Below are 26,558 nucleotides of genomic sequence, written 5' to 3'. Positions count from 1 at the left end.
ACACCACCACTCGCAATGCGTATTTCGGGAAAATGTTGTGGTTATTACTACATTTTTCCTTGAGTGATGCCTTGAAAAAAGGTATTTGTAGCTTAACTTGATAAAAGAACAAACATCATGCCTTCGATAACCGTAGAACCCTGCACCTTTGCCCTGTTTGGCGCCTTGGGTGATCTGGCGCTGCGCAAGTTATTTCCTGCTCTCTATCAACTCGATGGCGCCGGGTTGCTGCACGACGACACGCGCATCCTGGCCCTGGCCCGTGAAGCCGGTTCCGAGCAACAGCACCTGGCCCATATCGAGCAAGCACTGCGCAAATACGTCGGCAAGGAACTGGACGAAACCATCGCCCAGCGTTTCCTCGCGCGCCTGACCTACGTTCACGTCGACTTCATGAAGGCTGATGACTACGTGGCGCTGGCTGAAATTGCCGGCACCGAGCAGCGCCTGATTGCCTATTTCGCCACGCCTGCAGCAGTTTACGGCGCGATCTGCGAGAACCTGTCCAAGGTCGGCCTGGCGGAAAACACCCGCGTTGTGTTGGAAAAACCGATCGGTTCGGACCTGGAGTCCTCGCGCAAGGTCAATGACGCCGTGGCGCAGTATTTTCCGGAAAACCGCACCTACCGCATCGACCACTATCTGGGCAAGGAAACCGTCCAGAACCTGATCGCGCTGCGTTTCGCCAACAGCCTGTTCGAAACCCAGTGGAACCAGAATTACATTTCCCACGTGGAAATCACCGTGGCCGAGCAGGTCGGTATCGAGGGCCGTTGGGGCTACTTCGACAAGGCCGGCCAGTTGCGCGACATGATCCAGAACCACCTGTTGCAACTGCTTTGCCTGATCGCCATGGACCCGCCGGCCGACCTGTCCGCCGACAGCATCCGCGACGAGAAGGTCAAGGTGCTCAAGGCCCTGGCGCCCATCAGCCCGGACGGCCTGACCACCCAAGTGGTGCGCGGCCAGTACATTGCCGGCTACAGCGCTGGCAAGCCAGTGCCGGGTTATCTGGAAGAAGACAACTCCAACACCCAGAGCGACACAGAAACCTTCGTCGCCCTGCGTGCCGATATCCGCAACTGGCGTTGGGCCGGGGTGCCGTTCTACCTGCGCACCGGCAAGCGGATGCCGCAAAAGCTGTCGCAGATCGTCATCCACTTCAAGGAACCGTCCCACTACATCTTCGCCCCCGAGCAGCGCTTGCAGATCAGCAACAAACTGATCATCCGCCTGCAACCGGACGAAGGTATTTCCTTGCGCGTGATGACCAAGGAGCAGGGCCTGGACAAAGGCATGCAACTGCGCAGCGGGCCACTGCAACTGAATTTTTCCGACACCTACCGCAGCGCACGGATTCCCGATGCCTATGAGCGGTTGTTGCTGGAAGTCATGCGCGGCAATCAGAACCTGTTTGTTCGCAAAGATGAAATCGAAGCCGCGTGGAAGTGGTGTGACCAGTTGATTGCCGGGTGGAAAAAATCTGGTGATGCGCCCAAGCCGTACGCGGCGGGTTCCTGGGGGCCGATGAGCTCAATTGCACTGATCACGCGGGATGGGAGGTCGTGGTATGGCGATATCTGAATTGAAACTGCCGCAGGGCGTAACCCCCCACGAGTACCGCACGCCGGTGCTGTTGGCGGAAGGCCTGGCGAATGATGTGGCCGAGCAACTGCGCGGAGCCATCAGTGCCCGTGGCGAAGCGACCCTGGTGGTGTCCGGTGGCCGCAGCCCCGTGGCGTTTTTCCAGCACTTGGCCAAGCAAGGCCTGGACTGGTCCAAGGTCACCATCACCCTGGCCGACGAACGCTGGGTGCCGGTGGAACACGCCGACAGCAATGCCGGCCTGTTGAAGCAACACCTGCTGCAGGGCCCGGCGGCCAAGGCCAAGTTTCTCAGCCTGTACAGCGCCGCGGCCAACCTTGAAGACGCTGCCGAGCAGGCTGATCGCCTGCTGGGCGAGTTGCCAGCCATCGATGTGCTGGTGCTCGGGATGGGCGATGACGGCCACACCGCATCGCTGTTCCCCAACAGCCCGAACCTGACTGAAGCCTTGCAGGTCGACGGTACCCGCCGTTGCTGGCCGATGCTGGCGCCGACCGTGCCCCATCAGCGCCTGACCATGAGTCGCGCGTTGCTTGCCACTGCCCACTACACCGTACTGTCGATTTCCGGCAGTTCGAAGTTGACCACCTTGAGCGCCGCGCTGGCCAGTGACGATGTCGCTGCCATGCCGATTCGCGCGTTTTTGCAACCTACATTAGAGATTTACTGGTGCCCATGAGCCAAGGATCAGCCGCTATGAAAAGCCCTCAACCGACCGTGTCCATGGCGGATAAAGTTGCCCTGATCGACAGCCTCTGCGCGAAGGCGCGGATCCTGCCGGTGATCACCATCGCCCGCGAACAGGACATCCTGCCGCTGGCCGATGCCTTGGCAGCCGGCGGTTTGACCGCATTGGAAGTGACCCTGCGTTCCGAGTTCGGCCTCAAGGCCATTCAGGTATTGCGCGAGCAACGCCCTGAACTGTGCACCGGTGCCGGCACTGTGCTGGATCGCCACATGCTCGAAGCGGCCGAAGTGGCGGGCTCGCAATTCATCGTCACCCCCGGCATTACACGCGACCTGCTGGAAGCGTCGGTGCACAGCCCGATTCCGCTGCTGCCGGGCATCAGTAATGCTTCGGGCATCATGGAAGGCTATGGCCTGGGCTATCGCCGCTTCAAGCTGTTCCCGGCCGAAGTCAGCGGTGGCGTTGCTGCCATCAAGGCCCTCGGTGGCCCGTTTGGCGAAGTGAAGTTCTGCCCGACTGGCGGCGTTAGCCCGGCCAATATCAAAAGCTACATGGCGTTGAAAAACGTGATGTGCGTAGGTGGTAGCTGGATGCTCGATCCTGAATGGATCAAGAACGGCGACTGGGCCCGTATCCAGGAAGTCACCGCCGAAGCGCTGGCGCTGTTGGATTGATCTGATTTATCGAATCGTTGTTGCTGTGCTTAACGGCATTTTTGCGGTGCACTTGGTCGGTGTGCCGCTTTTTTTTGCCTGTAGAAAACTTGAATTCAACGCCGCTCCCACATTTTTAGTCTGCGTTCAGTTGGGTAATCGCGTTCACCAACACGCTGATATCCGCAGCTGAAGTCACTAGCCCCGGTGTCACCCGAATGCACGTCCCGAACGACGCACTCACGCGCGTGGTGGTAAACAAGTCAAAGTCCCTGAGCAACCGATCCACCATCACTTGCTGATCCCGTCCGACAAACTTGAACGCCGTAATCCCGCAATACAGCCTCGGATCATCCGGCGTCAGCACTTCAATCCCCGGCAACGCCCGCACCTGGTTCACCCACAAATCCCGCAGGTAATTAACCCGCGCACCCTTGGCCGCCGAGCCACCCAATTCCCGGTGCTCTTCAAACACCAATGGCAAGGTCATCAGCGCTGGAAAGTTCGGCGTGCTGTAGGACGTCCGCGCGCGTATGTCGGTAGCCGGGTAGTGAAACTCGCCCATGTCCGGGTCGATATCGGCCAGGCGCTCCGGGGCGATGTACAGAAAGCCCAGGGTCAACGGCGCGCCGATCCATTTGTGCAAGTTGAAGCCGGCAAACTGAATGCCCAATTCGTCGAGGTTGAACTCGATCTGGCCCAGGGCATGTGCGCCATCCAGGATCACATCGATTTCATGCTCGCGCGCCGCCTGGGCAATCGCTGCAACGGGCATGACCAGCCCGGTGCGGTGGGTAACGTGGGTCAGCGCCATCATTTTGAGGCGTGGGTACTTAACGAACGCTTCGCGATAAGTCTGCACCAGGCTGTCGAAACTGGCCGGGTGCGTGTGGGACAGTTCGATCACCTCCACGCCGCGATAGCCTGCCAGCCAGCGCATGGCGCCTTTCACGGTGTCGTACTCCAGGTCACTGATGAGCACTTGATCGCCCGGTTGCAGGCGGTTGTAGTTGCGGATCAGCGATTGCAGGGCTTCAGTGGCGTTACGGGTAAAAGCCACTGACGCTGGGTCGACATCCATCAGCCCGGCCAATTGCCGACGAATCTCGACGTTTTCGCCTGTTTCGAACGTCTGACGCACATAGAGCGAGTTGCTGCGGTTGATAAACGCAACGTGTTCCAGGTACTGCGTTTGCACCGCTTGGCTCATGCGGCCGAAGTAGCCGTTTTCCAGATTGATCGGGCCGGGTTCCAGGTCGTAGCGCTGGGCGATGGCCAGCCAGTGACGTTCGTTGTCTGCATTCCGTGGCATAGGGCGCTCTTAATGACGAGGGGCGGGTTTACCGTGTTTGGCGCGCAGTGGTTCAAGCAATTCAGACAACCCGTTGCTGTCGATTTCCTGCATCAATGCCAGCAACCCGCCTAGTTCGCCGTGAGGGAAGCCTTCACGGGCAAACCAGTTCAAGTAGGGACCTGGCAGGTCGGCGATGATCCGTCCCTTGTATTTGCCGAAGGGCATTTCGCGGGTGATCAGCAGTTCGAGTTTTTCGGGGTTCATGGGCGCTTCGTGAAGGTCAGTCGTAGCAGTGGAAAATACAGGCATTCTGCATGAAGGCCAAATGACAGATCATGCAAAAAACGCACATACAGAAGGTTCAAGAATTTTTAAGCTTTTGATTTATAACGGAAAATAGTTTTTCAAAAAGCTGGCACGGACGCTGCAATTCTTATTGCAACCTTCTAACCTGCCAAAGGAATTGAAAAATGACTGACATCAATAAAGAATCCATCTCCGTACTCAACGACCTGATCGAGACCAGCATTGACGGTCAGAAAGGTTTCAAAGAGTGCGCTGAAGACATCAAGCACCCAGAACTCAAAGCACTGTTCGCCAAGCGTTCCGCTGATTGCGCGACAGCTGCAGCTGAACTGAAAACCGCCGTACGTGCCCTGGGTGGCGATCCGGAAGATTCCGGTAGCGTTGCTGGTGCTCTGCACCGCGGTTGGGTCGATGTTAAATCGATGGTTACCGGTAAAGATGAAGAAGCTGTGCTAAACGAAGCCGAGCGCGGTGAAGACCACGCACTGAAGGCTTACCGTGAAGCGATCGAGAAGATCAACAAGCACAACCTGCTGGGCATTCGTGACCTGGTTGAGCGTCAGTACCACGGCGTACAACGCAACCACGACCAGGTAAAAGCCCTGCGTAACCAGGCTCGCGCTCAGTCGTAAGCTCTGTGCTTTAAATGCTGTAAGAAATGTGGGAGGGGGCTTGCCCCCGATTGCGGAGTGTCAATCACTGCATCTTGTGACTGATCTACCGCTATCGGGGCAAGCCCCCTCCCACATTCGTATTGCATAAGTGTTAGCCAATGCTGATTGGCGGCAACTCGGTCAGCGTCACGACTTGCTGCTTACGCGGCGCAAGAATTTCCGCTTCACCGTCCACCACCAACTCATCACGCTGGTTGAATACACGGGTGGCAATGCGCACACGAAACTTCGGCAACTTCTCGAGAATTTCCAGGCGCACCGTGAGGGTGTCGCCGATCTTCACCGGCTTCTGGAAGCTCATCTGCTGGCCAATGTAGATCGTGCCCGGCCCAGGCAACTCGCAGGCAACCGCCGCGCTGATCAGGGCGCCGCTGAACATGCCGTGGGCGATACGCTCCTTGAACATGGTGGCCTTGGCGTATTCGGCGTCCAGGTGCACCGGGTTGTGGTCACCGGACATGGCGGCGAACAGCTGGATATCGCGCTCTTCCACCAGCTTGCTGTAGCTGGCGGTCTGGCCGACTTCGAGGGCTTCGTACGGGGTGTTGGTTACCTGGGTCATCTAAAGGTGCATCCTGTGGCTAATCGGTAATTTAAACATTTGATTTTAAATAAAAAATCATTCGCAACGGGTCGGCCTGCGTAATGTCAGCGCCTGGTCGAACCATGCCAGCACATCCGCTGTGACATCGTCGCGGTTGGTTTCATTGAACACTTCATGGCGCGCCTGCGGGTAGATATTCAGGTGCAGGTGCTGGCAGCCGGCTTCACGCAACGCATGGGCCAGGCTTTTGAGACGCTTGCCTTCACTCACCGGATCACATTCGCCGCCCATCACCAGGATTGGCAGGCCCGGATCGATCTGCGCGAGATTGGACGCTTTGCTGATTTGCTGCAAGCCGCCGAGCAGGTCGATCCACAGCTGGTTGGTGCAGCGGAACCCGCACAGCGGGTCATTGATGTAATTATCAACTTCAGCCGGGTCACGGCTGAGCCAGTCGAAAGCGGTGCGATTGGGTTTGAACGCCTTGTTGAACGATCCAAACGACAGGAATTCGATCAGCGCACTGCGCCCGCGCAAGCCCTGGCGCAAGCGTTCGGCCCGGGCAATCACCCGTGCGGCGCGATACAGCGCCACCGGCTGGAAATTCGAACCGCAGAGAATCACCCCATGCAGGCTGGCGCTGTGGTGCAGCAAGTACGCTTGGGCAATATAACTGCCCATGCTGTGGCCCAGCAGAATGATCGGCAGCCCCGGCTGCTGTTGGCCGATATGCTGGTTGAGGCTGGCGAGGTCGCCCACCACTTTGTTCCAGCCGTCCTTTTCGGCGTAGAGGCCCAAGGTGCCTTCATCGGCAGTACGGCCATGGCCCCGCTGGTCCAGCGCATATAAACCGTAGCCGGCGCCGCACAAGGCTTCAGCCAGGCGTGCATAACGACCGCTGTGTTCGGCCATGCCATGGGACAGCATCACCAGGGCCTTGGCGGTGCCGTCGGGCATCCATTGATTGACGTACAGGCGGCTGCGGTCATTCGCGGTCAGCCAGAAGGTGCTGTGGTTCATGGCGGTTCCTTTGCTCACGGTCTGCTCAAGGTCTGCGTTGCAGTGTATCGCTCATCCCACGCAAGCGTCTGATCAGTGCGGGCACGTGTAGGAAGATTCACGCAATCAATGAAGCGCCTTCCTGTATTTGCCTGTTTGGCCATAGCTGCTAACGTCCCCAAAGCTCCGCTTTTTATAGCTGTACACTTTTGCAGCAGCAGCGGCCGGACACACTCAGGTAAGAGGACAAGAATAATGCAACCTGATTTCTGGAATGACAAACGCGCGGCGGGCGTTCCCAATGACATCGACCTCTGTGCCTACAAGTCGGTGATCGAAGTCTTCGAGCGCTCGTGCAAGACTTTTGCCGACCGTCCGGCATTCAGCAACATGGGCATCACCCTGACCTACGCCGAGCTTGAACGCCAGAGCGCGGCGTTTGCCGGCTACCTGCAACAGCACACCGACCTCAAGCCGGGCGAGCGTATCGCGGTGCAAATGCCCAACGTGCTGCATTACCCGATTGCCGTGTTCGGCGCACTGCGCGCCGGGCTGATCGTGGTCAACACCAACCCGCTGTACACCCCGCGCGAGATGCGTCACCAGTTCAAGGACGCTGGCGTGCGGGCGCTGGTCTACCTCAACCTGTTCGGTTCGCGGGTGCAGGAAGTGTGCAGCGACACCGAGATCGACTACCTGATCGAAGCCAAGATGGGCGACTTCATGCCCGCCGCCAAGGGCTGGCTGGTCAACACCTTGGTCGATAAGGTCAAGAAGATGGTCCCGGCCTACAATCTGCCGCGTGCCGTCTCCTTCAAGCGCGCGTTGCGCATGGGCGCGGGCCTGGGTCTTACCCGTCACCCGGTGAGCCTGGACGACATCGCCGTGCTGCAATACACCGGCGGCACCACCGGCTTGGCCAAGGGCGCGATGCTCACCCACGGCAACCTGGTGGCCAACATGCAACAAGTGCGCGCTTGCATGTCCCAGACCGGCGAGGACGGCCACCCGCTGATCAAGGAAGGGCAGGAGGTGATGATCGCGCCGCTGCCGCTGTACCACATCTATGCATTCACCGCGAACTGCATGTGCATGATGGTCTCCGGCAACCATAACGTGCTGATCACCAATCCACGGGACATCGGCGGCTTTATCAAAGAGCTGAAGAAGTGGCGGTTCACCGGATTGCTGGGGCTAAACACGCTGTTTGTCGCGTTGATGGACCACCCGGACTTCAAGACCCTGGATTTCTCCCACCTCAAGCTCACCAACTCCGGCGGCACCGCGTTGATCAAGGCTACAGCCGAGCGTTGGGAGCAAATCACCGGCTGTGCGATTGGCGAGGGCTATGGCCTGACGGAAACCTCTCCGGTGGCCAGTACCAACCCGTACGGCAACAAATCCCGCCTGGGCACCGTGGGCATTCCGGTGCCGGCCACGGCGATGAAGGTGATTGATGATCAGGGCGTCGAGCTGCCGTTGGGCGAGCGTGGCGAGCTGTGCATCAAAGGCCCGCAGGTGATGAAGGGCTACTGGCAGCAACCAGCCGCCACCGCCGAGGCCCTGGACGCCGAGGGGTGGCTGAAGACCGGTGACATCGCGGTGATCGATGACGATGGCTTCGTGCGCATTGTCGACCGCAAGAAAGACCTGATCATCGTCTCGGGCTTCAACGTGTACCCCAACGAAATCGAAGACGTGGTGATGGCCCACCCGGCCGTGGCCAACTGCGCGGTGATCGGTGTGCCGGATGAACGCACGGGGGAGGCGGTGAAGCTGTTTGTGGTGGCGCGTGCGGAGGGTGTGAGCCTTGAGGAGTTGAAGGCGTACTGCAAGACCAACTTCACCGGGTACAAAGTGCCTAAGCATATTGTGTTGCGCGAATCGTTGCCGATGACGCCGGTGGGGAAAATTCTGCGGCGTGAGCTGCGCGACATCGCCTGACTCTGAGTTGAAATGCAATCAAACAGGTGGGAGCTGGCTTGCCTGCGATAGCGGTTTATCAGTCGATACATTGGGTGACTGAAACACCGCTATCGCAGGCAAGCCAGCTCCCACATTATTATTCATTGTTCTGGAATGCCCATTCCAGAGCCGTTTTCAATGATCTAGAATTTTTGCTCTAAAAATGACCACTGGTTGTTCTTGAGTCATGTTTATGACCGTAGGGCCCTCGTTTGGCTCTAGGCGGCCCTTGGCAAAGCTGCTACTCTCGGCGCGCTTTGTGACGTCTCGGCCTGCTTTAAAGCGCCAGATTCACCTAAAAAAACACACACCAATAATAATCGCATCAAATGCGATGATGAATTCGCGTCGCTGAGGAGTGGGCTTCCATGAACGAAGACTTTTGGAAGGATAAGTACCCCGCCGGGATTGCTGCAGAAATCAATCCAGACGAGTATCCGAATATTCAGGCGGTACTGAAGCAGTCCTGCCAGCGCTTCGCCAACAAACCGGCTTTCAGCAACCTGGGCAAGACAATCACCTACGGTGAATTGTACGAACTGTCCGGCGCCTTCGCCGCCTATCTGCAACAGCATACCGACTTGAAGCCCGGCGATCGAATTGCCGTGCAATTGCCTAACGTCCTGCAATACCCGGTCGCGGTGTTCGGCGCCATCCGTGCTGGCCTGATCGTGGTCAACACCAACCCGCTGTACACCGCGCGGGAAATGGAACACCAATTCAATGACTCCGGTGCCAAGGCCCTGATCTGCCTGGCCAACATGGCGCACCTGGCGGAAAAGGTCGTGCCCAAGACCGCCGTCAAGCATGTGATCGTCACCGAGGTCGCCGACCTGTTGCCGCCGCTCAAGCGTCTGCTGATCAACAGCGTCATCAAGTACGTGAAGAAAATGGTCCCGGCTTATCACTTGCCACAGGCGATCAAGTTCAACGACGTGCTCGCCAAGGGCCATGGCCAGGCGGTCAACGAAGTCAGCCCGGCCTGCAGTGATGTGGCCGTGCTGCAATACACCGGCGGCACCACCGGCGTGGCCAAGGGCGCGATGCTCACCCACCGCAACCTGGTCGCCAACATGTTGCAATGCAAGGCGCTGATGGGCTCCAACCTCAACGAAGGCTGCGAGATCCTGATCACGCCGCTGCCGCTGTACCACATCTATGCGTTCACCTTTCATTGCATGGCGATGATGCTGATCGGTAACCACAACATCCTGATCAGCAACCCGCGTGACCTGCCGGCGATGGTCAAGGAACTGTCGAAGTGGAAGTTCAGCGGCTTTGTCGGCCTGAACACCCTGTTCGTGGCGCTGTGCAACAACGAGGCGTTCCGCAAGCTCGACTTCTCTGCGCTGAAAGTCACCTTGTCGGGCGGTATGGCCCTGCAACTGGCGGCGGCCGAGCGTTGGAAGGCCGTGACCGGCTGTGGCATCTGCGAAGGTTATGGCATGACCGAAACCAGCCCGGTGGCGACTGTGAACCCGATCCAGCATATCCAGTTGGGTACCATCGGGATTCCGGTGCCGTCCACGGTGTGTAAAGTCATTTCCGACGACGGCACCGAGCTGGCGCTGGGCGAAACCGGCGAGCTGTGCGTCAAGGGCCCACAGGTCATGAAGGGCTACTGGCAGCGCCAGGACGCCACCGACGAGATGCTCGACAGCGAAGGTTGGCTGAAGACCGGTGACATCGCGATCATCCAGCCCGACGGCTACATGCGCATTGTCGACCGCAAGAAGGACATGATCCTGGTCTCGGGCTTCAACGTGTACCCCAACGAGCTGGAAGACGTACTGGCGGGCCTGCCGGGCGTGCTGCAGTGCGCGGCCATCGGCGTGCCGGACGAGAAGTCCGGGGAGCACATCAAGCTGTTTATCGTGGTCAAGCCGGGCGCAACCCTGACCAAGGAGCAGGTGATGGAGCATATGCGCGCCAACGTCACCGCCTACAAAGTGCCCAAGGCTGTGGAGTTCCGTGATGCGTTGCCGACCACCAACGTGGGCAAGATCCTGCGGCGTGAGTTGCGCGATGAAGAGCTGAAGAAGCTCGGTCTGAAAAAGTAACCTGGCCTGAAACAAAAAGCCCCGCAGATGCGGGGCTTTTTGTTGCCTGCGGATTTGCGGGCGTTGAAATGCAATCCAATGTGGGAGCGGGCTTGCTCGCGAATGCGGTCTATCAGTGACCTATCAGGCGACTGACACGCCGCATTCGCGAGCAAGCCCGCTCCCACAGGTTTAACCGCGTTCTTACAGGGAGAACTGCGCGAAACTGACACCAGCGCCTGCTGGGCGTACGTCCTTTAGAAACGAATCCTTATCCGCACTCAACTCCAGGGTGATCTCCGGCTTGCGCTTGCCCGCATTACGCACCACCAAACCCTCGAGCTTTTCACGCAAAAACACCGTCGGCACCTTCAGGTGCAGCAACTGGTCAGTCTCGGCATTGTGCATCAACAAATGAATCCACTCGTACTGGCCCACGGCGATACGGCCCAGCGGCAGGTCGAACCACCAGATGTTGCGTTTCTGGTCCAGGTCGGTGAAGTGGCAGTTGTTGACGCCGAGTACGGCACCGCCCAGTTCAGTGTTTCTGCGGGCGATAGCCTGTGCTTTATTGAGTTTCATAACCTTCCTACGGGATCTGTTATTCAGCGTTGTAGCCTGAATGTGCCGGGCATTCTCGTGGGTTGGCCACAAAACATAAAGCCCAACCTGCGGCTGGCGATGAAATGCACAGGCAAAAATAATTGAAACTCTGCCAAACCGCCTCGGGTCAATCTTTACGTAGTGACCAAAAACCATCGATTGTTCCAGGAGAAATACCATGAGCAGCACATCGGACAAGGTAAAAGGTACAGCCAACGAAGTGGCCGGCAACGTGAAGCAAGGTGTCGGTAAAGTGACTGGCAACGACAAACTGCGCGCTGAAGGTGTGGTACAGGAAAAGAAAGGCGAAGTGCAGAAAGCGGTCGGCGATACCAAAGACGCCGTGAAAAAAGCGACCAAGTAATTTCGAATCGCTGGCTGGTTTTACCCGCCCGACGGCCATCCACGGATGGCCGTTTTTGTATCCTCCGCTGCAACTAAACTTTCGAAATTGTTTCAAAGTCGCCAAATGGGCTACTTTGATGTAGAAAACGGCCCCTGAGTCGCCCACGAACTCAACCTTTTGCGGCGAAAGGAGACGCTATGCTTTTTCCGGTATTACAAGGCCTCAAGCTGCACAAAGTGCTGGTGCGCACCGTGACCGAGTTCCTCGATGACGAGATGCCCACCTACGCCTCGGCGCTGGCCTACCAGATGCTGTTCTCGCTGTTTCCTTTTCTGCTGTTTCTGATCGCGCTGATCGGCTTCCTGCACCTGCCGGATTTCTTCTCCTGGCTGCGCCTGCAGTCGGAGCTGGTGTTGCCGCCCCAGGCGCTGGAGCAGGTCAACCCGGTCATCGACCAGTTGCAGCAATCCAAGGGTGGCCTGCTGTCCGTGGGTATCGTGATTGCGCTGTGGACGGCTTCAGCTGGCGTGCGCCTGATGATGAGCGCGATGAACGCCGCCTACGACGTGGTTGAAGGCCGGCCGATCTGGAAGCGCTTCCCGCTGTCGATTTTCTACACCATCGGTATTGCCGGCATGCTGTTGGCCGCCGCCGCGCTGATGGTGCTTGGCCCGCAGGTGATGGAGTGGATCGCCGCGCAGATCGGCATGCAGGAATTCGTGGTCACCCTGTGGACCATCCTGCGCTGGCCGCTGATCGTGATCCTGCTGATGTTCGCCGTGGCCCTCATGTACTACGTGATGCCCGACGTCGAACAGAAATTCCGCTTTATCACGCCCGGCTCGGTGCTGGCGGTGGTGGTGTGGATCGTCGCGTCCCTGGGCTTTGGCTATTACGTTAAAACCTTTGCCGACTACAACGCCATGTATGGCAGTATCGGCGCAATTATCGTACTGCTCCTCTACTTCTATATTTCCGCCGCGGTGCTGCTGCTGGGTGCGGAGATGAATGCAGTGATCGAACACATGTCCGCCGAAGGTAAGGAACCGGGTGAAAAAGAGTTTGATGCACCGGCTCATACCACTGAAAAACAGCACGTCTCAGGCCTCGGCCGGGACCATTCCAAGCCCACCCCTGACGAAGTCTGATCGATGATCCGTGAAATCCTGAAAATGGGCGACGAGCGCCTGTTGCGTATCGCGCCGCCGGTTCCGCCGGAAATGTTCGACAGCCCCGAGCTGTGGCAATTGATCGATGACATGTTCCAGACCATGGAACACGTGGGCGGCGTCGGCCTGGCCGCACCGCAGATTGGTGTCGACCTGCAATTGGTGATCTTTGGTTTCGAGTCCAGCGAACGCTACCCGGACGCGCCGCCGGTGCCGCAGACCATCCTGATCAACCCGCTGATCACCCCACTGAGCCCGGTGCTGGAGGAGGGCTACGAAGGTTGCCTGTCTGTGCCGGGCCTGCGTGGCGCGGTGAACCGTTACCAGCAGATTCGTTATGAGGGCTTCGATCCGAAGGGTGAGCCTATCGTGCGTTTTGCCGATGGTTTTCATGCGCGGGTGGTGCAGCATGAGTGCGATCACTTGATCGGCCGGTTGTACCCGTCACGGATTACGGATTTCAGTAAGTTCGGGTTTATTGACGTGATGTTCCCGGAGTTGGAACCCACTGCTGACGAATAGCTTTCAGATCCAATGAAGTCCAAATGTGGGAGCGGGCTTGCTCGCGAATGCGGAGTGTCAGTCAATATATTTGGCGACTGATTCACCGCATTCGCGAGCAAGCCCGCTCCCACATTTTCAGACCGCGTTCTGGCCAGATTATCTAGCAGGCTTTACGAACCGCAACGTCATCCGATCCGACTCCCTGACCGCCACATACCTGGCCCGGTGGTCTTCCACACCGAGCACGGCATCCGCCGACGCCGGTTTGCCGAACACTGGCGCGCGCTGATCACACATTATTCGAGATCGACCTCACCAAGCGATCTAAGCCCATCGCGATCATGGGTTTGTTGCGTTTGTAGCGCACCAACCGCTCGCTAAGCGATTGCGGCAGCAGCGTGTCCTGAGTGAATCCCATGCGCTGGTATAGCCCTTCCAGATCCGGATGACACAACAACCAAACGGTTCCCTCGCAAGCAGCCACCGCCGTAAGAATCAACCGCGCCGCCAACCCCTGGCCGCGATACGCGGGTGCCACATACACACCGGTCAACCACTGCCCACCCACCACCGGCGTGAGGCACAGCCCCGCGACGATCTCACCCTCCCGGGCCACCCACAAACGGCCGCCCTTGAGCGCCTTCATCGGCGAATTATGGCTGCGGTAAAACTTGTTCAGCAGCGGCCACAACGGTTCTGCCAGCGGTTCGATGTGTAATTCGGGCATGGTGTTCAGGCAGCGTTATCAGGGGCTGGGGATTATAAGCGCCTTCTACGTCGCAATAGGTGGTATACCCAGTGTTACATCCCCTGTTAAGTGGAGCATGCATCATGGCCAAAGGTATGGATTCAAAGAAAGCCGCGAAGAAAAAACCGGCAAAGACCGCCGATGAAAAACGCGCTGACAAGAAAGCCAAGAAAACCGAGACAGGTCTGTTCGGTCACTGAGACCCGTTTTTGAATGAACTCAGCTTTCGGGGGATTCGGCGGCCAACGAGGCAATCACTGCTGGCCGCTCACCCACCCGCTGCTGAAACGCCGCCAGCGCCGGCCACTCGCTCAGATCAATCGCGTGAAAGGCCGCCCAGCGCAGCACCACGAACAGATACGCATCCGCCACCGAGTATTGCGCGCCCAGCAAATAGTCCTGGCGTTCCAGCGTCTGCACCAGCACCGCAAAACGCTTGAACAACGTGGCCTGGAACATGGCTCGCACCTCGCCCTGAATCGCATCGTTGAAGAACACCGCCAAGCCACCATGCACTTCGGTGGCGATAAAATTCAGCCATTCCTGCAAACGCACACGCTCCCAGCTGCCATTGGCCGGCGCGAGATTTGCTGTGGGTTTCAGGTCAGCCAGGTACTGCAGGATCGCGCTGGCTTCGGTCAGCACCTGGCCGTTGTCCAGTTTCAGCGCTGCAACGTAGCCCTTGGGGTTGATCTGCAGGAAGTCTTCGCCGTCGGCAGTGGTCTTGGCCTGGTTATCGACCCGCACCAGGTCGAACGGCAACGCCAGTTCGCGCAGCACGATATGCGGGGCGAGGGAGCAGGCGTGGGGAAAGAAATACAGTTTCATCTTGAACAGCTCCGTTGAATTTGCGCCAGTCTCGCGGGCATGGCACCGTGCGTAAAATTAAACCTTCAGACCCCTGCCATAAGGACAGCGAATGCCATGATGAACCTGATGCACTGGCGCCTGCTGGTGGCTGTGGCCGATCACGGCAGCATCACTGCCGCCGCCGAGCGCGTCGGTATGACTCAATCCGCCGCCAGCCAGGCCATGGCCGGCATGGAGGCGACGCTGGGCGCGCAGCTGTTTACCCGTGCACCGCGCAAGACCTTGCCCACCGCCCTGGGTTTGAGTGTGATCGAACAGGCGCGGGTGATGCTCAAAGCCTTGCAGACCATTCGCAGCACCGTGGATGAAGCCCGCCCAATGCTGCGTGGGACGATTCGCATCGCCAGTTTTCCCATGGTGCTGGCGAGGTTCCTGACACCGTTGTTGCAGCGCTTTGCCCAGCTTTATCCGGGGATCGAGGTGACCACCCTGGATGTCACCGACAACGAAGTGCTCACTTTGCTCGATGCGGAGCTGATCGACCTGGGTGTAGTGCTTAACCCCACGCCCGAACGCAATGCCACGGTATTGGGCCGGGACTTCTGGATGGCCGTGCTACCGGTGGATCATGCGTTGGCGCAACGTCCGGCCGATGCCAGTGTGTCGCTTGAGGAATTACTTGAGCAGCCGTTCGTGCTCGCCACCGGTGGGTGTACCGCGAATGCGCGCAGCCTGGGCGCCGCAGCGGGGCTGACGCTGCGCGATATCCGCGTGGAAGTGCGCGAATGGAACAGCGCGTTCAGCCTGGTACGCGAGGGCGTTGGCGTCACGCTGGTGCCGGAAATGGCTCTGCCGGCCCAGCGCAAAGGCTTGCGCGTGATGCCGCTGACGGTGCCGCTGCACCGTGAGTTTGCCTTGGTCGGCTCGCCCACCCGTGACCCGTCAGCCGCTGCCCGCGCTTTATTAGAAATGCTGGCTGATTAGTGGCCTTGCATAGCGCCTAGCCCTGTCTATGCTCACCCAGAACCGTTGATGACGCTTGGGATATAAAGCGATTTGGATGGTTACATATGAAATGGAATGCGCCTTCCGGGCGCCGGGAATCCAGGGTGATCTGACCATGTTCAACCGCCATCACAAATCCGACCTGCTTGAAATCCAACGCTTTTCCTGCGCACTGACCGAAACCAACGCCAAACTCGCGGCCATCAGCCGCTCCATGGCCATGATCGAGTTCGACGCCACTGGCGTGATCCTCGACGCCAACGACAACTTCTGCAAAACCATGGGCTACAGCGCCGAGGAGATTCGCGGCAAGCATCACCGCCTCTTTTGCGACGAGGCCTATACCCATACCGACGGTTACGCCAAGCTATGGCGCAACTTGGCGCGGGGCGAGGCGCTGAGTGGCACCTTCATGCGCTTGAACAAGCACGGCCAGGAGGTGTGGCTTGAAGCCAGCTACATGCCGGTGCTGGACAAGGACAATCAGGTGCAGAGCGTGATCAAAGTCGCGTCGGATATTTCTGCGCGGGTTCACCACGAACATGAAAACCAGAGCCTGATCGACGCCATCGGCCGTTCCATGGCAGTGATCGAGTTCACGCCCCAGGGCCAGATTCTCAATGCCAACGAAAACTTCCTGAAGACCGTGCAGTATTCCCTGGATGAAATCGTCGGCCAGCACCACAGCATGTTCTGCCACCGCAACGAAGTGGAATCGCCGGCCTACACAGCATTCTGGGCGTCCCTCAATCGCGGCGAATACCATTCACACCGCTTCGAGCGCAAAGACAAATACGGCAAGACCCTGTTCCTGGAAGCCTCCTACAACCCGATCTTCGATCCCAATGGCCGCCTGTACAAAGTGGTGAAGTTCGCCAGCGACATCACCGACCAGGTCACCACCCTGCGCACCGCTGCCGACTCGGCCCACGCCACCTCGGTGCAAAACGATGCCTGCGCGCGCAAGGGCTCGGAGGTGGTGCAGCAAACCGTGCAGATCATCGAACAGATTTCCCACGACTTGAACCAGGCCGCCGAGAGCATTGATGCGGTCAACAAGCAGTCGGACATCATCGGCGCCATCGTGCAGACCATCCGCGGCATTGCCGAGCAAACCAATATGCTCGCGCTGAACGCTGCGATTGAAGCGGCGCGGGCCGGTGACCACGGGCGCGGCTTTGCAGTGGTGGCCGACGAAGTACGCAGCCTCGCGGCGCGCACCAGCCAGGCGACGGTGGAGATAGTGGATGTAGTGCGCAAGAACCACGACCTGTCGCTGAGCGCCGTGTCGAGCATGCAATCGAGCTTGAGCCGCACGGGGCTCGGGGTGGAGCTGGCGAATGAAGCGGGGCAAGTGATCCTGGAGATTCAGGAAGGCTCACGGCACGTGGTGGATGCGATCGGTCAGTTCAACTCGACCCTACAACTGCAATAACGCCACTGCGGATTTGGTAACCCGAATCAATGTGGGAGCTGGCTTGCCTGCGATGCAGACACCTCGGTCTATCAGGTAGGCCGAGGTGATGCTATCGCAGGCAAGCCAGCTCTCACACACGTCTGCTTTCACATTTGATCAGTGGTGTGGCTTAGATCGCGGCCAGGGTTTCTTTCACCGCCCGCGCCTGCGGCTCAGCTGTCTTCGCCGCTACCTGCTGCTCTTGTTGCTGCTTCAAACGCTCAGCCACTTGCTTGGAAATAGCGTCCTGCTTTTCCTGCGACATGTTCTGCACATCCGCCTCGGTCAAACCCTGTTCCTTGAGCAATTGCTCACGGATACGCTCGGCCGGCGTCTTGCTCATGTAGTCGGTAAAATCCGCCCGCGCGCCGGAGGTAGCGCTGGTCGCGGGCACATCGGAGGCCGAAGCGGAGGTCTGCAGTTGCACGCGGGTCTTGGCGAAGGCTTCGTCGATACGGTCGGTGGCCTTGTCCAGTTCCTTTTGCGCGGCCGGCACGGTCACGCTTTGCTGCGCCGCCTGCAGGGCACCGCTGTACAGCGCGCTGGCAGCGGCGTTGGCAGGGTCCATATCAGGCCGTTTGATCTGTTGAACGGTCGACACGGCTTGGGTGTTGTTGTTAACCAGCATGATCGGTCACCTGTGGAATGTTCGGTGCCACAGGTGGAGCAAATAGCGTGCCGGGTGCGAAGCGCCCGGTTTTGTTGGGGATGACGTGGCCGCCGCGGCAAGCATTGTCCCGCAGGCGGCCAACTGTTGCCGTCAATGGGCGATATTTTCCAATGCCAAATTACGCGTACGCGGCCCGAACCAACTGATGGTGATCATCACGATCAACATGCTGCTGGCAATAAACGCCAACACCCCTGGCGTGCCCAGGTGTTCAAGGATAAAACCGATCAACAGGCTGCTGAACACCGTGGACAAGCGGCTGAACGAATAACAGAACCCCACCGCCCGCGCGCGGATGTTGGTGGGGAACAGCTCGCTCTGGTACGAGTGATAGCTGAAGCTGAGCCAGGCATTGCAGAACGTGATCATCACCCCGCAGATCACCAGCCCCACCGCCGTGGTCTGCAGCGCGAACAGGCTGCCGAAGATCACCGCGCCCATGGCTGAGCCGACGATCTGCCATTTGTTTTCAAAGCGGTTGGCCACTTTCACAAACAGCAACGGCCCCAGCGGGTAGGCGAGGGTGATGATAAAGGCGTAGAGCAAGCTGTGGGTCACGCTGACGCCCTGGCCCGAAAGCAGCGCCGGCAACCAATTGCCAAAGCCGAAAAAGCCGATGGCCTGAAACACATGAAACACAATCAGCATCAACGCGCGGCGACGGTACGGCGGTTGCCAGATATCGGCAAAACGGCCACTGCCCTGCACGCTGACGGCTTCCGGCTCAGGCTCGTCCAGTGGTTTGCCGTGATCTTTCTGACAGCGCGCCTCAAGGTTATCCATGATCGCACCGGCTTCTTCGAAGCGGCCCTTTTGCGCAAGCCAGCGCGGCGACTCCGGCAGGCGTTTGCGCAGTTGCCAGATAAACAACGCAAACACCGCGCTCGACAGTACCACCCAGCGCCAGCCGGACACGCCGAACGGCGCTTGCGGCACCAGCCACCACGACATCAATGCCACGGCTGGCACTGACAGAAATTGGATAAAGAACGCGAAGGCAAACGCCGAGCTGCGCATGCGCTTGGGCACCAGTTCCGAGAGGTAGGCGTCGATGGTCACCAGCTCAATGCCCAGGCCAATCCCCACCAGAAAACGCATGCAGATGATGCCCACGGCGGAGGTCTGGATACCCATCAGCACGGTGGCGACGGTGTACCAGATCAACGCAAAGGTGAAGATCGCCCGCCGACCATAGCGGTCGGCGATGGGGCTGAGCAGGCTGGCGCCGAGGAACAGGCCAAGGAAGGTTGCCGAGGCGAACGCGGCCTGGTCGGAGAAGCCGAATACGCCCGCGCTGCCGGTATGGAAAATCCCGTCGCTGATCAAGCCGGGGCTGATATAGGCGGTCTGGAACAGGTCATACAGCTCGAAAAAGCCACCAATCGACAGCAGCGCCACCAGGCGCCAGACCGTCGCAACGGCGGGCAGGCGGTCGATGCGCGCGCTGATATGAGCTGCACGGAGGGGGTCGATGCCGTCGGCGGCAGAGGCGGTGAGTGTGGACATGGGAGGCGATTCCAGGGGCAGTGACCTGGAATCTTAGCGGGCTAACGGAAATCGGTGCTTGTGAAGTTGAGCTTGTTTGGCCGCACATTCACCGATTTATTGCGCCAAAGCTCTATCTTTCAAGGTTTTATGGCGCAGAGCCTCAGTAGGTTACGGGTATTTCAAACGTCTGGAAGGCGTCGTCCACCGGTTGGTAACCCAGCACGCGTGTGGTTTCGCTCAGGTCCAGGCGCTTGAAGCGGTTATTGGATATGCCATGGGCGATCAGGTGCTTCACGCCTTCAGCCTCCACCGAGCGCTGCAGCAACTGCACCGCATCACGCGGGCTGAGCCAGGCGCTGAGGTCGCGGGCGTTGTTCAGGTCGTGGGTTTCGGGAAATTCAAAGGCGCCGATGCGCAGGGCGATCGTCGAAAGTGGCGTTTTGGCTGCGTAGTAACCACACAGTGCTTCGCCATAGCATTTGCTCACGCCATACAGGTTGGCGGGCATCACCTGCATGCCAGGGGTGATCTGGCGGTCTACCGGATAGCCTTCGATGGTCTGGGCGCTGCTGGCGAACACCAGGCGTTTTACCCCGGCGGCCACGGCGGCTTCGAACAGGTAGGTGGTGGCGAGGATATTGTTGGGCAGCAATTCGTCGAATGACGCGCTGGCGTGCGGAATGCCTGACAGGTGCACGATTACGTCGATGCCGTCGAGCAGGGCGGCGAGGCTGGATGGGTCGCTGAGGTCGGCGTGCACAAAACGGTGCTCGCCCAGGTCGACATCCGGCGCGATACGGTCTGTGAGGGTGAAACGGTAGCGGTCTTTCGAGGCCTCGAAAAACGTCTTGCCGATTCTGCCGCAGGCGCCGGTGAGCAGTACGTTGAGTCCTTTCACGGTGGAGTCCTTATTTTAGTTATGGCCGTCGAGGGCAAAAGTCTGGAAGCCTTTGTGCTGGCTCAGCCGCTGGTAGTACGCGCCAATAGCCGGGTAGGGCGGGCGTGCCATAGGCGTCATCTGCCAGCGGTGCACCGACAGCCCGATCAGGATGTCGGCGAGGGTGAATTCATCACCGGCCACGTAAGCGTTTGTGCGAACGAGCTGTTGCTCCAGAATGCCCATCTTGTCGTTCCAAACCTGCACAGCAGCGTCGATCTGCGCGGCGTCCAGACCATCCGGGTTATTACGCACCAAGGCCGTGAACGCATCGCCCCAGGCGCGGTTGAGTTCGATGGCTTGCCAGTCTATCCACTGCTCGACCCGGGCCCGCGGTGCAGGTTCGGCGGGCAGCAGGTCATGCCGTTGGTAGAGGTTCACGAGGTAGCGGCAGATGGTGTTGGATTCCCACAGCACGCCGTGGTCGTCGATCAGCACGGGGATCTGGGCGTTGGGGTTCAGGGCGAGGAATTCAGCAGACTGGGTAGGCTTGAAACCGATGCCCCAATCTTCGCGGGTGTAGTCGATGCCGAGTTCCTGGCAGGTCCACAGCACTTTGCGCACGTTGATGGAGGACGTACGGCCGAGGATTTTCAGTGAGTGTCCCATGGTGCTTCCCTTGCGATGGAGAGCAGCCAATTTAGCAGGGACATGCGGGTGGCGCGAGACCGTCGTAAGGCGCTGGCGTTAAGAGCTCTCTGGCAAGCGAAGGGCCCTTAGCGCGTCAAATGAATAAAAATACTTCTTCAAAGTGAAGAGCCAGTAAGTTTAACAACACCGTTTGTTATCTTCATTTCCGGTTCACCTTCCATGCCTGGCGCGTTGAAGCTAAAAGTCCCATCCAATAGCGAGTTGGCAAAATCAACACTTAATAGCGTGAAGGTTCCACTGTCCGCAAAGTAGCTCCATCCAAAGCCTGAGTAACGATGATAATAATAGGCAAACACTTCCTCGTCTCGCCCAATGTTGTAGGTTCCTGGGGAGATATTTTTGTTTAGGTAGATGAATAAAACTCGATCCTTTGATTTGTCGCTGCCAACGACTACAAATTGGGTATTGCTCGCGTCTTGAAGATCCACTGAGTCTGAGGTGAATGGGAGGGGTGTAACCGATGCATTGCAGCCGATCACACCTTTGGCGAATAGCGTTTTATTGGAGATGAGCGAGTACATGGCAAGACCCTTTTCAGTGAGAACCAAGTGTCAGGAAATATCCTTGAGGATGTACTTATAAGGCGCCCACCGGTGCTTGCCTACTGTCAAAGTTGACAGGTCAGAAGAGTACAACCTGCTGTGTTTTGGCTCAGAATGCACGCCGCAAAGCGCTTACGTGCTCTCGCGCACCTGCAACTCAAACCCCATATCCACCACCGGCTTGGCGATCTTGTTACCCGCCATGATCGTTAGCAAATGCTCCGCCGAGCGCCGGCCAATCGCTTCACGCGGCGTGCTGATGCTGCTCAGGCGCGGCACCATATAAGAAGAGGAGGGCAGATCGTTGAAACCCAGCACCGCGACGCGCTCCGGCACCTTGATGTCATGGCGCATGGCTTCCAGCAGCGCGCCTTGGGCCAAGTCGTCGTTGCCAAAGAAGATCGCATCCACATCCGGATGGGCGGCCAACAGCTGCAAAAACAGCTCGCCACCCAAGCCGACCGAAGAGGGCCGCGGTGTCAGCAATTCCAGCGCCGGGTCATACAGGCCGGCCTGTTGCAGCGCCCGGCGGAAACCTTCGCCACGCAGCAAAGTGCGTTGGTCCAGTTGCGCACCGATGTACGCCAAGCGTTTGTACCCACGGGACAGCAAATGCGCTGCCGCCGTTTCACCCGCCGCCAGTTGCGAGAAACCCACGCAGTTCACGCCGGCATTCGGGTCCAGGTCCATCATGTACACGCAGGGCACGTTGCTGGCCTCGACCATCCGTCGGGCGCTTTCGGTGCGATCGAACCCGGTGAGCAGCAATCCACGTGGCTGGTAGGCCATGTAGTTGCGCAGCAGGTTTTCTTCTTCGTCACGGGAATAGTGGAAGTTACCGATCAGTACTTCAAAACCCTTGGGCCGCAGCACTTGGTGGATAGCTTCGAGGGTTTCGATGAACAGCAGGTTGGACAGCGACGGCACCAACACCACCACCGAATGGCTCTGTGCCGAGGCCAGGGCGCGGGCGGCGGGGTTGACCACGTAGTTGAGTTCGGCGGCGGCTTGCTGCACTTTTTCCACCAGCTCGGTGGCGACGGTGCTGATGCCACGCAGGGCGCGCGACGCGGTAATCGGGCTGACGCCGGCCAGGCGGGCGACTTCGTTAAGGGTCGGGCGACCCGTGGTGCGCAATTTTTTATCGTTCTTAGAGGTCATCAGGCGGCTTGCCAAACAAAAATCGAGGCACTAAGGTAGCGCTGTCTCCAAACGGCTGCAAATGCTTGAACGTTGGGTTGCCTGATCCCGTTCGAATGATTGGAGCGGATGCACGCGTCACTCCATAAAAAAAGACAAGAGGCGCGGGAAAAGCCTGTTTTTGCACTAGCCTTACAGCGTGCAAAGGTAGCGCTATCTGCGTCCTGAGGTGTTTCATGAGTCAACCTGTTACCGCCCTGGTTATCATGGGTGTTGCCGGCTGTGGCAAGACCAGCGTCAGCGAGGCCCTGTGCCGGCTGAACGGCGCCACCGCCATTGAAGGCGACAGCTTTCACCCCGCCGCGAATATCGAAAAGATGAGCGCTGGCCACCCCCTCGACGACGACGACCGCGCCGGCTGGCTCGACATCCTGTGCGATGAACTGCGCCGTTCGCTCAAGGCCGGCGAACACCCGGTGCTCACCTGCTCCTCACTCAAGAAAAAATACCGCGACCACCTGCGCGAAGCCGCGCCGGGCCTGGGGTTTGTCTTTTTGGAGCTGACCCGCGAAGTGGCCGCCGACCGCGTGTCCCATCGCCCCGGCCATTTCATGCCGGCCAGCCTCATAGACAGCCAGTTCGCCACCCTTGAATCGCCGATAGGCGAACCGCTGACCCTGGCCCTCAACGCCAGCGAAGACAGCATCGAGGAACTGGCCGAGCAGACCAACACTTGGTGGCTGCAACACGGCTTTGAACGAACCCGATAATTTTTTGCCGGAAAGATAGCGCTATCCCCGGCGAAAGATTCAACACCCGCTTTAATAACAACAACAAACAGGAGAGACCCCCCATGTTTGGCATGTCCCACGAGTCCTACCTGCTGCTAGACGCAGTGGTCACTATCATCGGGTTGATCGTTCTGATCACCAAGTTCAAGGTGCACCCGTTCATTGCACTGATCATCGCGGCCGGCTTCCTCGGCCTGACCTCGGGCATGCCCGTGGACAAGATCATTAAGGCGTTCCAGGACGGTTTCGGCGGGGTGCTCGGCTTTGTCGGCATCATCCTCGCGCTGGGCACCATGCTCGGCAAGATGATGGCCGAATCCGGCGGTGCCGATCAGATCGCCCAGACCCTGATCCGCGCCTTTGGCAAGGACAAGGTCCAGTGGGCCATGATGTTTGCCGCGTTCCTGGTGGGTATCCCGCTGTTCTTCGAGATCGGTTTTGTCTTGCTGATCCCGCTGGTATTCATCGTCGCGCGCCGCACCGGCGTGTCGCTGATCAAGATCGGCATCCCGCTGCTGGCCGGCCTGTCGGCGGTACACGGCCTGGTGCCACCACACCCGGGCCCGCTGCTGGCTATCGGCGTGTTTGGCGCGGACATCGGCAAGACCATCCTGTACGGCCTGATCGTCGCACTGCCGACTGCCATCATCGCAGGCCCGATCTTCGGTACGTTTATCGCCAAGTACATCCCGGGCAACCCGTCCCAGGAACTGGTCGACCAACTGGCCCGCGAGACCGATAACAAGTCGTTGCCGAGCTTTGGCATCACCCTGGTCACTGTGCTGCTGCCGGTGTTCCTGATGCTGCTCAAAACCTTTGCCGACATCGCGTTTGCCGAAGGCAACGTGGTGCGCAACTGGATGGACATGATCGGTCACCCGATCACTGCGCTGCTGCTGGCGTTGCTGCTGTCGCTGTATACCTTCGGCCATCGCCAAGGCATTCACTCCAAGCAAATCCTCAAGCTGCTCGACGCCAGCCTTGCGCCGACCGCCGCGATCATTCTGATCATCGGTGCCGGTGGTGGCTTCAAGCAGATGCTGGTGACCAGCGGTGTGGGCGACGTGATTGGCCATATGGCGGTGAACGCGCAGATCAACCCGATCCTGCTGGCGTGGCTGGTGGCGGCGGTGATTCGCGTCGCGACGGGCTCGGCCACCGTGGCGACCATTACTGGCGCGGGCATTGTGGTGCCGGTAGTAGGCATGATTCCAGGGGTTAACCGTGAGCTGCTGGTGTTGGCGACAGGGGCGGGTTCGTTAATCCTGTCTCACGTCAACGATGCGGGGTTCTGGCTGGTTAAGCAGTACTTCAACATGACCGTGGCTGAGACGTTCAAGACGTGGACGGCGATGGAGACGATTCTGTCGATCGTGGCGTTGATCTTTATCATGCTGTTGTCGTTGGTGGTGTAAGCCGCACCACCGTTACCCCTGTGGTAACCCGATCAAATGTGGGAGCTGGCTTGCCTGCGATGCAGGCACCTCGGTGTAGCAAATACACCGAGGTGATGCTATCGCAGGCAAGCCAGCTCCCACATGTTTGACCGCATTTCTTCAGGGAGATTGGGTCAGGCCTTGGTGACCAGGCCATCCGCCCGGAACATCCCGCGAATCCCGCGCACGGCCTGGCGAATCCGGTCCTGGTTCTCGATCAGTGCAAAGCGCACATGATCATCCCCGTACTCGCCAAACCCAATCCCCGGCGACACACACACCTTGGCTTCCAGCAGCAACTTCTTGGCAAATTCCAGCGAACCCATGGCGGCATACTGCTCGGGGATTTTCGCCCAGACGTACATCGACGCCTTCGGATTTTCCACCATCCAACCCAGCTCATGCAGGCCCTTGACCAACACATTGCGGCGCTGGCGGTACTGCTCGGCAATGTTCTTCACGCATTGCTGATCGCCTTCCAGCGCCGCAATCGCCGCCACTTGCAGCGGGGTGAACGTGCCGTAGTCGTGGTAGCTCTTGATCCGCGCCAGGGCGTTGACCAGTTCCGGGTTACCCACCATGAAACCGATGCGCCAGCCGGCCATGTTGTAGCTCTTGGACAGGGTGAAAAACTCCACCGCAATGTCCTTGGCGCCCGGTACCTGCATGATCGACGGGGCTTTCCAGCCGTCGTAGACGATGTCGGCGTAGGCCAGGTCGTGCACCACCAGCACGTCGTACTGCTTGGCCAGCGCAATCACGCGCTCGAAGAAATCCAACTCCACGCACTGCGCAGTGGGGTTGGACGGGAAGCCCAGGATCATCATCTTCGGTTTGGGGATCGAACCGCGAATCGCCCGTTCCAGTTCAGCGAAGAAGTCCACGCCAGGAATCAGCGGCACCGAGCGGACCTGGGCGCCGGCAATCACGGCACCGTAGATGTGGATCGGGTAGCTCGGGTTCGGCACCAAAACAGTGTCGCCCTGGTCCAGGGTGGCCAGCATCAAGTGCGCCAGGCCTTCCTTGGAACCGATGGTCACGATGGCCTCGGTTTCTGGGTCGATGTCCACTTCATAGCGGTCTTTGTACCAGCGCGAAATCGCCCGGCGCAGGCGCGGAATGCCTTTGGAGGTGGAGTAGCCGTGGGTGTCTTCACGCTGGGCGACGGTGACCATTTTCTCCACGATATGCGGTGGGGTCGGGCCGTCAGGGTTACCCATGCTCAAGTCGATGATGTCTTCGCCGCGCCGACGCGCAGCCATCTTCAGCTCGGCAGTGATATTGAACACGTAAGGGGGGAGTCGATCTATGCGCGCAAAGCGGCGCGGCAAACCTTGGTCAGCCATTGTTGCCTCGAGGGTACGTAAGCGCCCGGAACCGTCCGAGCGACGTCGGCCACTGCGGTGGCCTGCGGGGCAGACAATACGGTCGGTGATGGCCAGTTGTCCAGATGCGTAGGAAAATTTTCTGCATGGAGTCCAATACGGATATGCCC

Annotated in this window: 27 protein-coding genes and 1 pseudogene; 14 read left to right on the top strand and 14 right to left on the bottom strand. The window is 58.9% G+C overall.

Annotated elements, in window-relative coordinates:
• Positions 1–117: 117 nt before the first annotated feature.
• From zwf to HU722_RS23100, 3 genes are read left to right on the top strand one after another with little or no spacing between them, the layout of a single operon-like run.
• Complete coding sequence (gene zwf / locus HU722_RS23110) at positions 118–1,584, top strand: glucose-6-phosphate dehydrogenase (protein ID WP_065881034.1); 1,467 nt, start codon at positions 118–120, stop codon at positions 1,582–1,584.
• Entirely contained in the window at positions 1,571–2,284 is a 714-nt protein-coding gene (gene pgl, locus HU722_RS23105; RefSeq protein WP_065889907.1) for a 6-phosphogluconolactonase, read from the top strand. Before zwf ends, pgl begins: the two co-directional genes overlap by 14 nt.
• Positions 2,285–2,301: 17 nt before the next feature.
• Positions 2,302–2,967 carry a bifunctional 4-hydroxy-2-oxoglutarate aldolase/2-dehydro-3-deoxy-phosphogluconate aldolase gene (locus HU722_RS23100; protein WP_065873545.1) on the top strand — a complete coding sequence of 222 codons (666 nt, stop codon included), beginning with the start codon at positions 2,302–2,304 and terminating at the stop codon, positions 2,965–2,967.
• A gap of 115 nt (positions 2,968–3,082) precedes the next feature.
• Here HU722_RS23100 and HU722_RS23095 read toward each other — a convergent pair whose 3' ends face one another.
• Together HU722_RS23095 and HU722_RS23090 are read right to left on the bottom strand one after the other, a co-directional pair.
• The gene (locus HU722_RS23095) at positions 3,083–4,258 is read right to left on the bottom strand and encodes an aminotransferase class V-fold PLP-dependent enzyme (RefSeq protein WP_186753120.1); all 1,176 of its coding nucleotides are present in this window, start codon (positions 4,256–4,258) and stop codon (positions 3,083–3,085) included.
• 9 nt (positions 4,259–4,267) lie between these two features.
• Entirely contained in the window at positions 4,268–4,504 is a 237-nt protein-coding gene (locus HU722_RS23090; RefSeq protein ID WP_010208204.1) for a DUF3820 family protein, read from the bottom strand.
• Between the two features lie 206 nt (positions 4,505–4,710).
• Between HU722_RS23090 and HU722_RS23085 the strand changes: the two genes are divergently transcribed.
• A complete protein-coding gene (locus HU722_RS23085) occupies positions 4,711–5,178 on the top strand; it encodes a ferritin-like domain-containing protein (protein ID WP_003175720.1) in 468 nt (155 codons plus the stop codon).
• 133 nt (positions 5,179–5,311) lie between these two features.
• Here HU722_RS23085 and HU722_RS23080 read toward each other — a convergent pair whose 3' ends face one another.
• Both HU722_RS23080 and HU722_RS23075 read right to left on the bottom strand, forming a co-directional pair.
• Positions 5,312–5,782 (bottom strand): MaoC family dehydratase, encoded by a 471-nt coding sequence (locus tag HU722_RS23080; RefSeq protein WP_010208208.1) that lies wholly within the window; start codon positions 5,780–5,782, stop codon positions 5,312–5,314.
• A 57-nt stretch (positions 5,783–5,839) separates the two neighbouring features.
• Positions 5,840–6,784 (bottom strand): alpha/beta hydrolase, encoded by a 945-nt coding sequence (locus tag HU722_RS23075; RefSeq protein WP_065889904.1) that lies wholly within the window; start codon positions 6,782–6,784, stop codon positions 5,840–5,842.
• Between the two features lie 234 nt (positions 6,785–7,018).
• Here HU722_RS23075 and fadD2 point away from each other — a divergent pair, with 234 nt between their 5' ends.
• Together fadD2 and fadD1 are read left to right on the top strand one after the other, a co-directional pair.
• Positions 7,019–8,707 carry a long-chain-fatty-acid--CoA ligase FadD2 gene (gene fadD2, locus HU722_RS23070; RefSeq protein ID WP_065889902.1) on the top strand — a complete coding sequence of 563 codons (1,689 nt, stop codon included), beginning with the start codon at positions 7,019–7,021 and terminating at the stop codon, positions 8,705–8,707.
• Positions 8,708–9,096: 389 nt separating this feature from the next.
• On the top strand, positions 9,097–10,788 hold the full coding sequence (gene fadD1, locus HU722_RS23065; protein ID WP_065889900.1) for a long-chain-fatty-acid--CoA ligase FadD1: 1,692 nt from the start codon (positions 9,097–9,099) through the stop codon (positions 10,786–10,788).
• Between the two features lie 183 nt (positions 10,789–10,971).
• On the opposite strand, the gene HU722_RS23060 is transcribed toward fadD1, so the two are convergent.
• Positions 10,972–11,349: a hypothetical protein gene (locus tag HU722_RS23060; protein WP_065875365.1), complete on the bottom strand. Its 378-nt coding sequence runs from the start codon at positions 11,347–11,349 to the stop codon at positions 10,972–10,974.
• 199 nt (positions 11,350–11,548) lie between these two features.
• Here HU722_RS23060 and HU722_RS23055 point away from each other — a divergent pair, with 199 nt between their 5' ends.
• The 3 genes from HU722_RS23055 (at position 11,549) to def (ending at position 13,407) form a co-directional block, all read left to right on the top strand.
• A complete protein-coding gene (locus HU722_RS23055) occupies positions 11,549–11,734 on the top strand; it encodes a CsbD family protein (RefSeq protein ID WP_065881042.1) in 186 nt (61 codons plus the stop codon).
• Between the two features lie 179 nt (positions 11,735–11,913).
• Entirely contained in the window at positions 11,914–12,864 is a 951-nt protein-coding gene (locus HU722_RS23050) for a YihY/virulence factor BrkB family protein (protein ID WP_065881044.1), read from the top strand.
• 3 nt (positions 12,865–12,867) lie between these two features.
• Positions 12,868–13,407: a peptide deformylase gene (gene def / locus HU722_RS23045; RefSeq protein WP_065889892.1), complete on the top strand. Its 540-nt coding sequence runs from the start codon at positions 12,868–12,870 to the stop codon at positions 13,405–13,407.
• Between the two features lie 271 nt (positions 13,408–13,678).
• Here the strand turns inward: def and HU722_RS23040 are convergent, their stop codons facing one another.
• Complete coding sequence (locus HU722_RS23040) at positions 13,679–14,116, bottom strand: GNAT family N-acetyltransferase (protein WP_065875369.1); 438 nt, start codon at positions 14,114–14,116, stop codon at positions 13,679–13,681.
• A 240-nt stretch (positions 14,117–14,356) separates the two neighbouring features.
• Entirely contained in the window at positions 14,357–14,965 is a 609-nt protein-coding gene (gene gstA / locus HU722_RS23035; RefSeq protein ID WP_065875370.1) for a glutathione transferase GstA, read from the bottom strand.
• Positions 14,966–15,061: 96 nt separating this feature from the next.
• On the opposite strand from gstA, the gene HU722_RS23030 reads away from it, so the two are divergent.
• The 3 genes and pseudogenes from HU722_RS23030 (at position 15,062) to HU722_RS29325 (ending at position 17,387) form a co-directional block, all read left to right on the top strand.
• Positions 15,062–15,931 (top strand): LysR family transcriptional regulator, encoded by an 870-nt coding sequence (locus HU722_RS23030; RefSeq protein WP_065875371.1) that lies wholly within the window; start codon positions 15,062–15,064, stop codon positions 15,929–15,931.
• A gap of 76 nt (positions 15,932–16,007) precedes the next feature.
• A pseudogene (locus tag HU722_RS29330) lies at positions 16,008–16,844 on the top strand (PAS domain-containing protein); the annotation flags it as partial.
• Positions 16,818–17,387, top strand: a complete 570-nt coding sequence (locus HU722_RS29325) for a methyl-accepting chemotaxis protein (RefSeq protein WP_371913937.1) — start codon at positions 16,818–16,820, stop codon at positions 17,385–17,387. The pseudogene HU722_RS29330 and the gene HU722_RS29325, both read left to right, overlap by 27 nt.
• Before the next feature lie 151 nt (positions 17,388–17,538).
• Here HU722_RS29325 and HU722_RS23020 read toward each other — a convergent pair whose 3' ends face one another.
• The 6 genes from HU722_RS23020 to gntR all read right to left on the bottom strand — a co-directional run bounded on the left by HU722_RS23020 (position 17,539) and on the right by gntR (position 22,860).
• Positions 17,539–18,036: a hypothetical protein gene (locus HU722_RS23020; RefSeq protein WP_065889890.1), complete on the bottom strand. Its 498-nt coding sequence runs from the start codon at positions 18,034–18,036 to the stop codon at positions 17,539–17,541.
• Positions 18,037–18,168: 132 nt separating this feature from the next.
• Entirely contained in the window at positions 18,169–19,584 is a 1,416-nt protein-coding gene (locus HU722_RS23015; RefSeq protein WP_065889889.1) for an MFS transporter, read from the bottom strand.
• A gap of 142 nt (positions 19,585–19,726) precedes the next feature.
• Positions 19,727–20,464: an NAD-dependent epimerase/dehydratase family protein gene (locus tag HU722_RS23010; protein WP_065875374.1), complete on the bottom strand. Its 738-nt coding sequence runs from the start codon at positions 20,462–20,464 to the stop codon at positions 19,727–19,729.
• A gap of 15 nt (positions 20,465–20,479) precedes the next feature.
• Positions 20,480–21,112 carry a glutathione S-transferase family protein gene (locus HU722_RS23005; RefSeq protein ID WP_065875375.1) on the bottom strand — a complete coding sequence of 211 codons (633 nt, stop codon included), beginning with the start codon at positions 21,110–21,112 and terminating at the stop codon, positions 20,480–20,482.
• A gap of 137 nt (positions 21,113–21,249) precedes the next feature.
• On the bottom strand, positions 21,250–21,675 hold the full coding sequence (locus HU722_RS23000; protein ID WP_139114530.1) for a DUF6252 domain-containing protein: 426 nt from the start codon (positions 21,673–21,675) through the stop codon (positions 21,250–21,252).
• A gap of 153 nt (positions 21,676–21,828) precedes the next feature.
• Positions 21,829–22,860, bottom strand: coding sequence for an HTH-type transcriptional regulator GntR (gntR, locus tag HU722_RS22995; RefSeq protein ID WP_175405776.1), 1,032 nt, complete (start codon positions 22,858–22,860; stop codon positions 21,829–21,831).
• 212 nt (positions 22,861–23,072) lie between these two features.
• Between gntR and HU722_RS22990 the strand changes: the two genes are divergently transcribed.
• Positions 23,073–23,606 carry a gluconokinase gene (locus HU722_RS22990; RefSeq protein ID WP_065875378.1) on the top strand — a complete coding sequence of 178 codons (534 nt, stop codon included), beginning with the start codon at positions 23,073–23,075 and terminating at the stop codon, positions 23,604–23,606.
• Between the two features lie 83 nt (positions 23,607–23,689).
• Entirely contained in the window at positions 23,690–25,042 is a 1,353-nt protein-coding gene (locus HU722_RS22985; RefSeq protein ID WP_065875379.1) for a GntP family permease, read from the top strand.
• 155 nt (positions 25,043–25,197) lie between these two features.
• On the opposite strand, the gene alaC is transcribed toward HU722_RS22985, so the two are convergent.
• A complete protein-coding gene (alaC, locus tag HU722_RS22980; RefSeq protein WP_186753121.1) occupies positions 25,198–26,409 on the bottom strand; it encodes an alanine transaminase in 1,212 nt (403 codons plus the stop codon).
• Between the last annotated feature and the right edge of the window lie 149 nt (positions 26,410–26,558).

The organism is Pseudomonas tritici, from assembly GCF_014268275.3.
GTDB lineage: Bacteria > Pseudomonadota > Gammaproteobacteria > Pseudomonadales > Pseudomonadaceae > Aquipseudomonas > Aquipseudomonas tritici.
Note: the sequence above shows the minus strand (reverse complement) of the source record. Positions and strands in the feature narration are given on the sequence as shown.

What these genes read in the sequence shown, in the direction of transcription:
- fadD2 (WP_065889902.1), top strand. Translation starts at nt 7,019, where the DNA reads ATGCAACCTGATTTCTGGAATGACAAACGCGCGGCGGGCGTTCCCAAT.
- def (WP_065889892.1), top strand. Translation starts at nt 12,868, where the DNA reads ATGATCCGTGAAATCCTGAAAATGGGCGACGAGCGCCTGTTGCGTATC.
- HU722_RS23020 (WP_065889890.1), bottom strand. Translation starts at nt 18,036, where the DNA reads ATGCTGGTTAACAACAACACCCAAGCCGTGTCGACCGTTCAACAGATC.
- HU722_RS23040 (WP_065875369.1), bottom strand. Translation starts at nt 14,116, where the DNA reads ATGCCCGAATTACACATCGAACCGCTGGCAGAACCGTTGTGGCCGCTG.
- HU722_RS23080 (WP_010208208.1), bottom strand. Translation starts at nt 5,782, where the DNA reads ATGACCCAGGTAACCAACACCCCGTACGAAGCCCTCGAAGTCGGCCAG.
- fadD1 (WP_065889900.1), top strand. Translation starts at nt 9,097, where the DNA reads ATGAACGAAGACTTTTGGAAGGATAAGTACCCCGCCGGGATTGCTGCA.
- HU722_RS23090 (WP_010208204.1), bottom strand. Translation starts at nt 4,504, where the DNA reads ATGAACCCCGAAAAACTCGAACTGCTGATCACCCGCGAAATGCCCTTC.
- zwf (WP_065881034.1), top strand. Translation starts at nt 118, where the DNA reads ATGCCTTCGATAACCGTAGAACCCTGCACCTTTGCCCTGTTTGGCGCC.
- HU722_RS23095 (WP_186753120.1), bottom strand. Translation starts at nt 4,258, where the DNA reads ATGCCACGGAATGCAGACAACGAACGTCACTGGCTGGCCATCGCCCAG.
- HU722_RS23030 (WP_065875371.1), top strand. Translation starts at nt 15,062, where the DNA reads ATGATGAACCTGATGCACTGGCGCCTGCTGGTGGCTGTGGCCGATCAC.
- pgl (WP_065889907.1), top strand. Translation starts at nt 1,571, where the DNA reads ATGGCGATATCTGAATTGAAACTGCCGCAGGGCGTAACCCCCCACGAG.
- HU722_RS23060 (WP_065875365.1), bottom strand. Translation starts at nt 11,349, where the DNA reads ATGAAACTCAATAAAGCACAGGCTATCGCCCGCAGAAACACTGAACTG.
- HU722_RS23050 (WP_065881044.1), top strand. Translation starts at nt 11,914, where the DNA reads ATGCTTTTTCCGGTATTACAAGGCCTCAAGCTGCACAAAGTGCTGGTG.
- HU722_RS23075 (WP_065889904.1), bottom strand. Translation starts at nt 6,784, where the DNA reads ATGAACCACAGCACCTTCTGGCTGACCGCGAATGACCGCAGCCGCCTG.
- HU722_RS23085 (WP_003175720.1), top strand. Translation starts at nt 4,711, where the DNA reads ATGACTGACATCAATAAAGAATCCATCTCCGTACTCAACGACCTGATC.
- HU722_RS22990 (WP_065875378.1), top strand. Translation starts at nt 23,073, where the DNA reads ATGAGTCAACCTGTTACCGCCCTGGTTATCATGGGTGTTGCCGGCTGT.
- HU722_RS22985 (WP_065875379.1), top strand. Translation starts at nt 23,690, where the DNA reads ATGTTTGGCATGTCCCACGAGTCCTACCTGCTGCTAGACGCAGTGGTC.
- alaC (WP_186753121.1), bottom strand. Translation starts at nt 26,409, where the DNA reads ATGGCTGACCAAGGTTTGCCGCGCCGCTTTGCGCGCATAGATCGACTC.
- HU722_RS23000 (WP_139114530.1), bottom strand. Translation starts at nt 21,675, where the DNA reads ATGTACTCGCTCATCTCCAATAAAACGCTATTCGCCAAAGGTGTGATC.
- HU722_RS23015 (WP_065889889.1), bottom strand. Translation starts at nt 19,584, where the DNA reads ATGTCCACACTCACCGCCTCTGCCGCCGACGGCATCGACCCCCTCCGT.
- HU722_RS23055 (WP_065881042.1), top strand. Translation starts at nt 11,549, where the DNA reads ATGAGCAGCACATCGGACAAGGTAAAAGGTACAGCCAACGAAGTGGCC.
- HU722_RS23100 (WP_065873545.1), top strand. Translation starts at nt 2,302, where the DNA reads ATGAAAAGCCCTCAACCGACCGTGTCCATGGCGGATAAAGTTGCCCTG.
- HU722_RS23005 (WP_065875375.1), bottom strand. Translation starts at nt 21,112, where the DNA reads ATGGGACACTCACTGAAAATCCTCGGCCGTACGTCCTCCATCAACGTG.
- gstA (WP_065875370.1), bottom strand. Translation starts at nt 14,965, where the DNA reads ATGAAACTGTATTTCTTTCCCCACGCCTGCTCCCTCGCCCCGCATATC.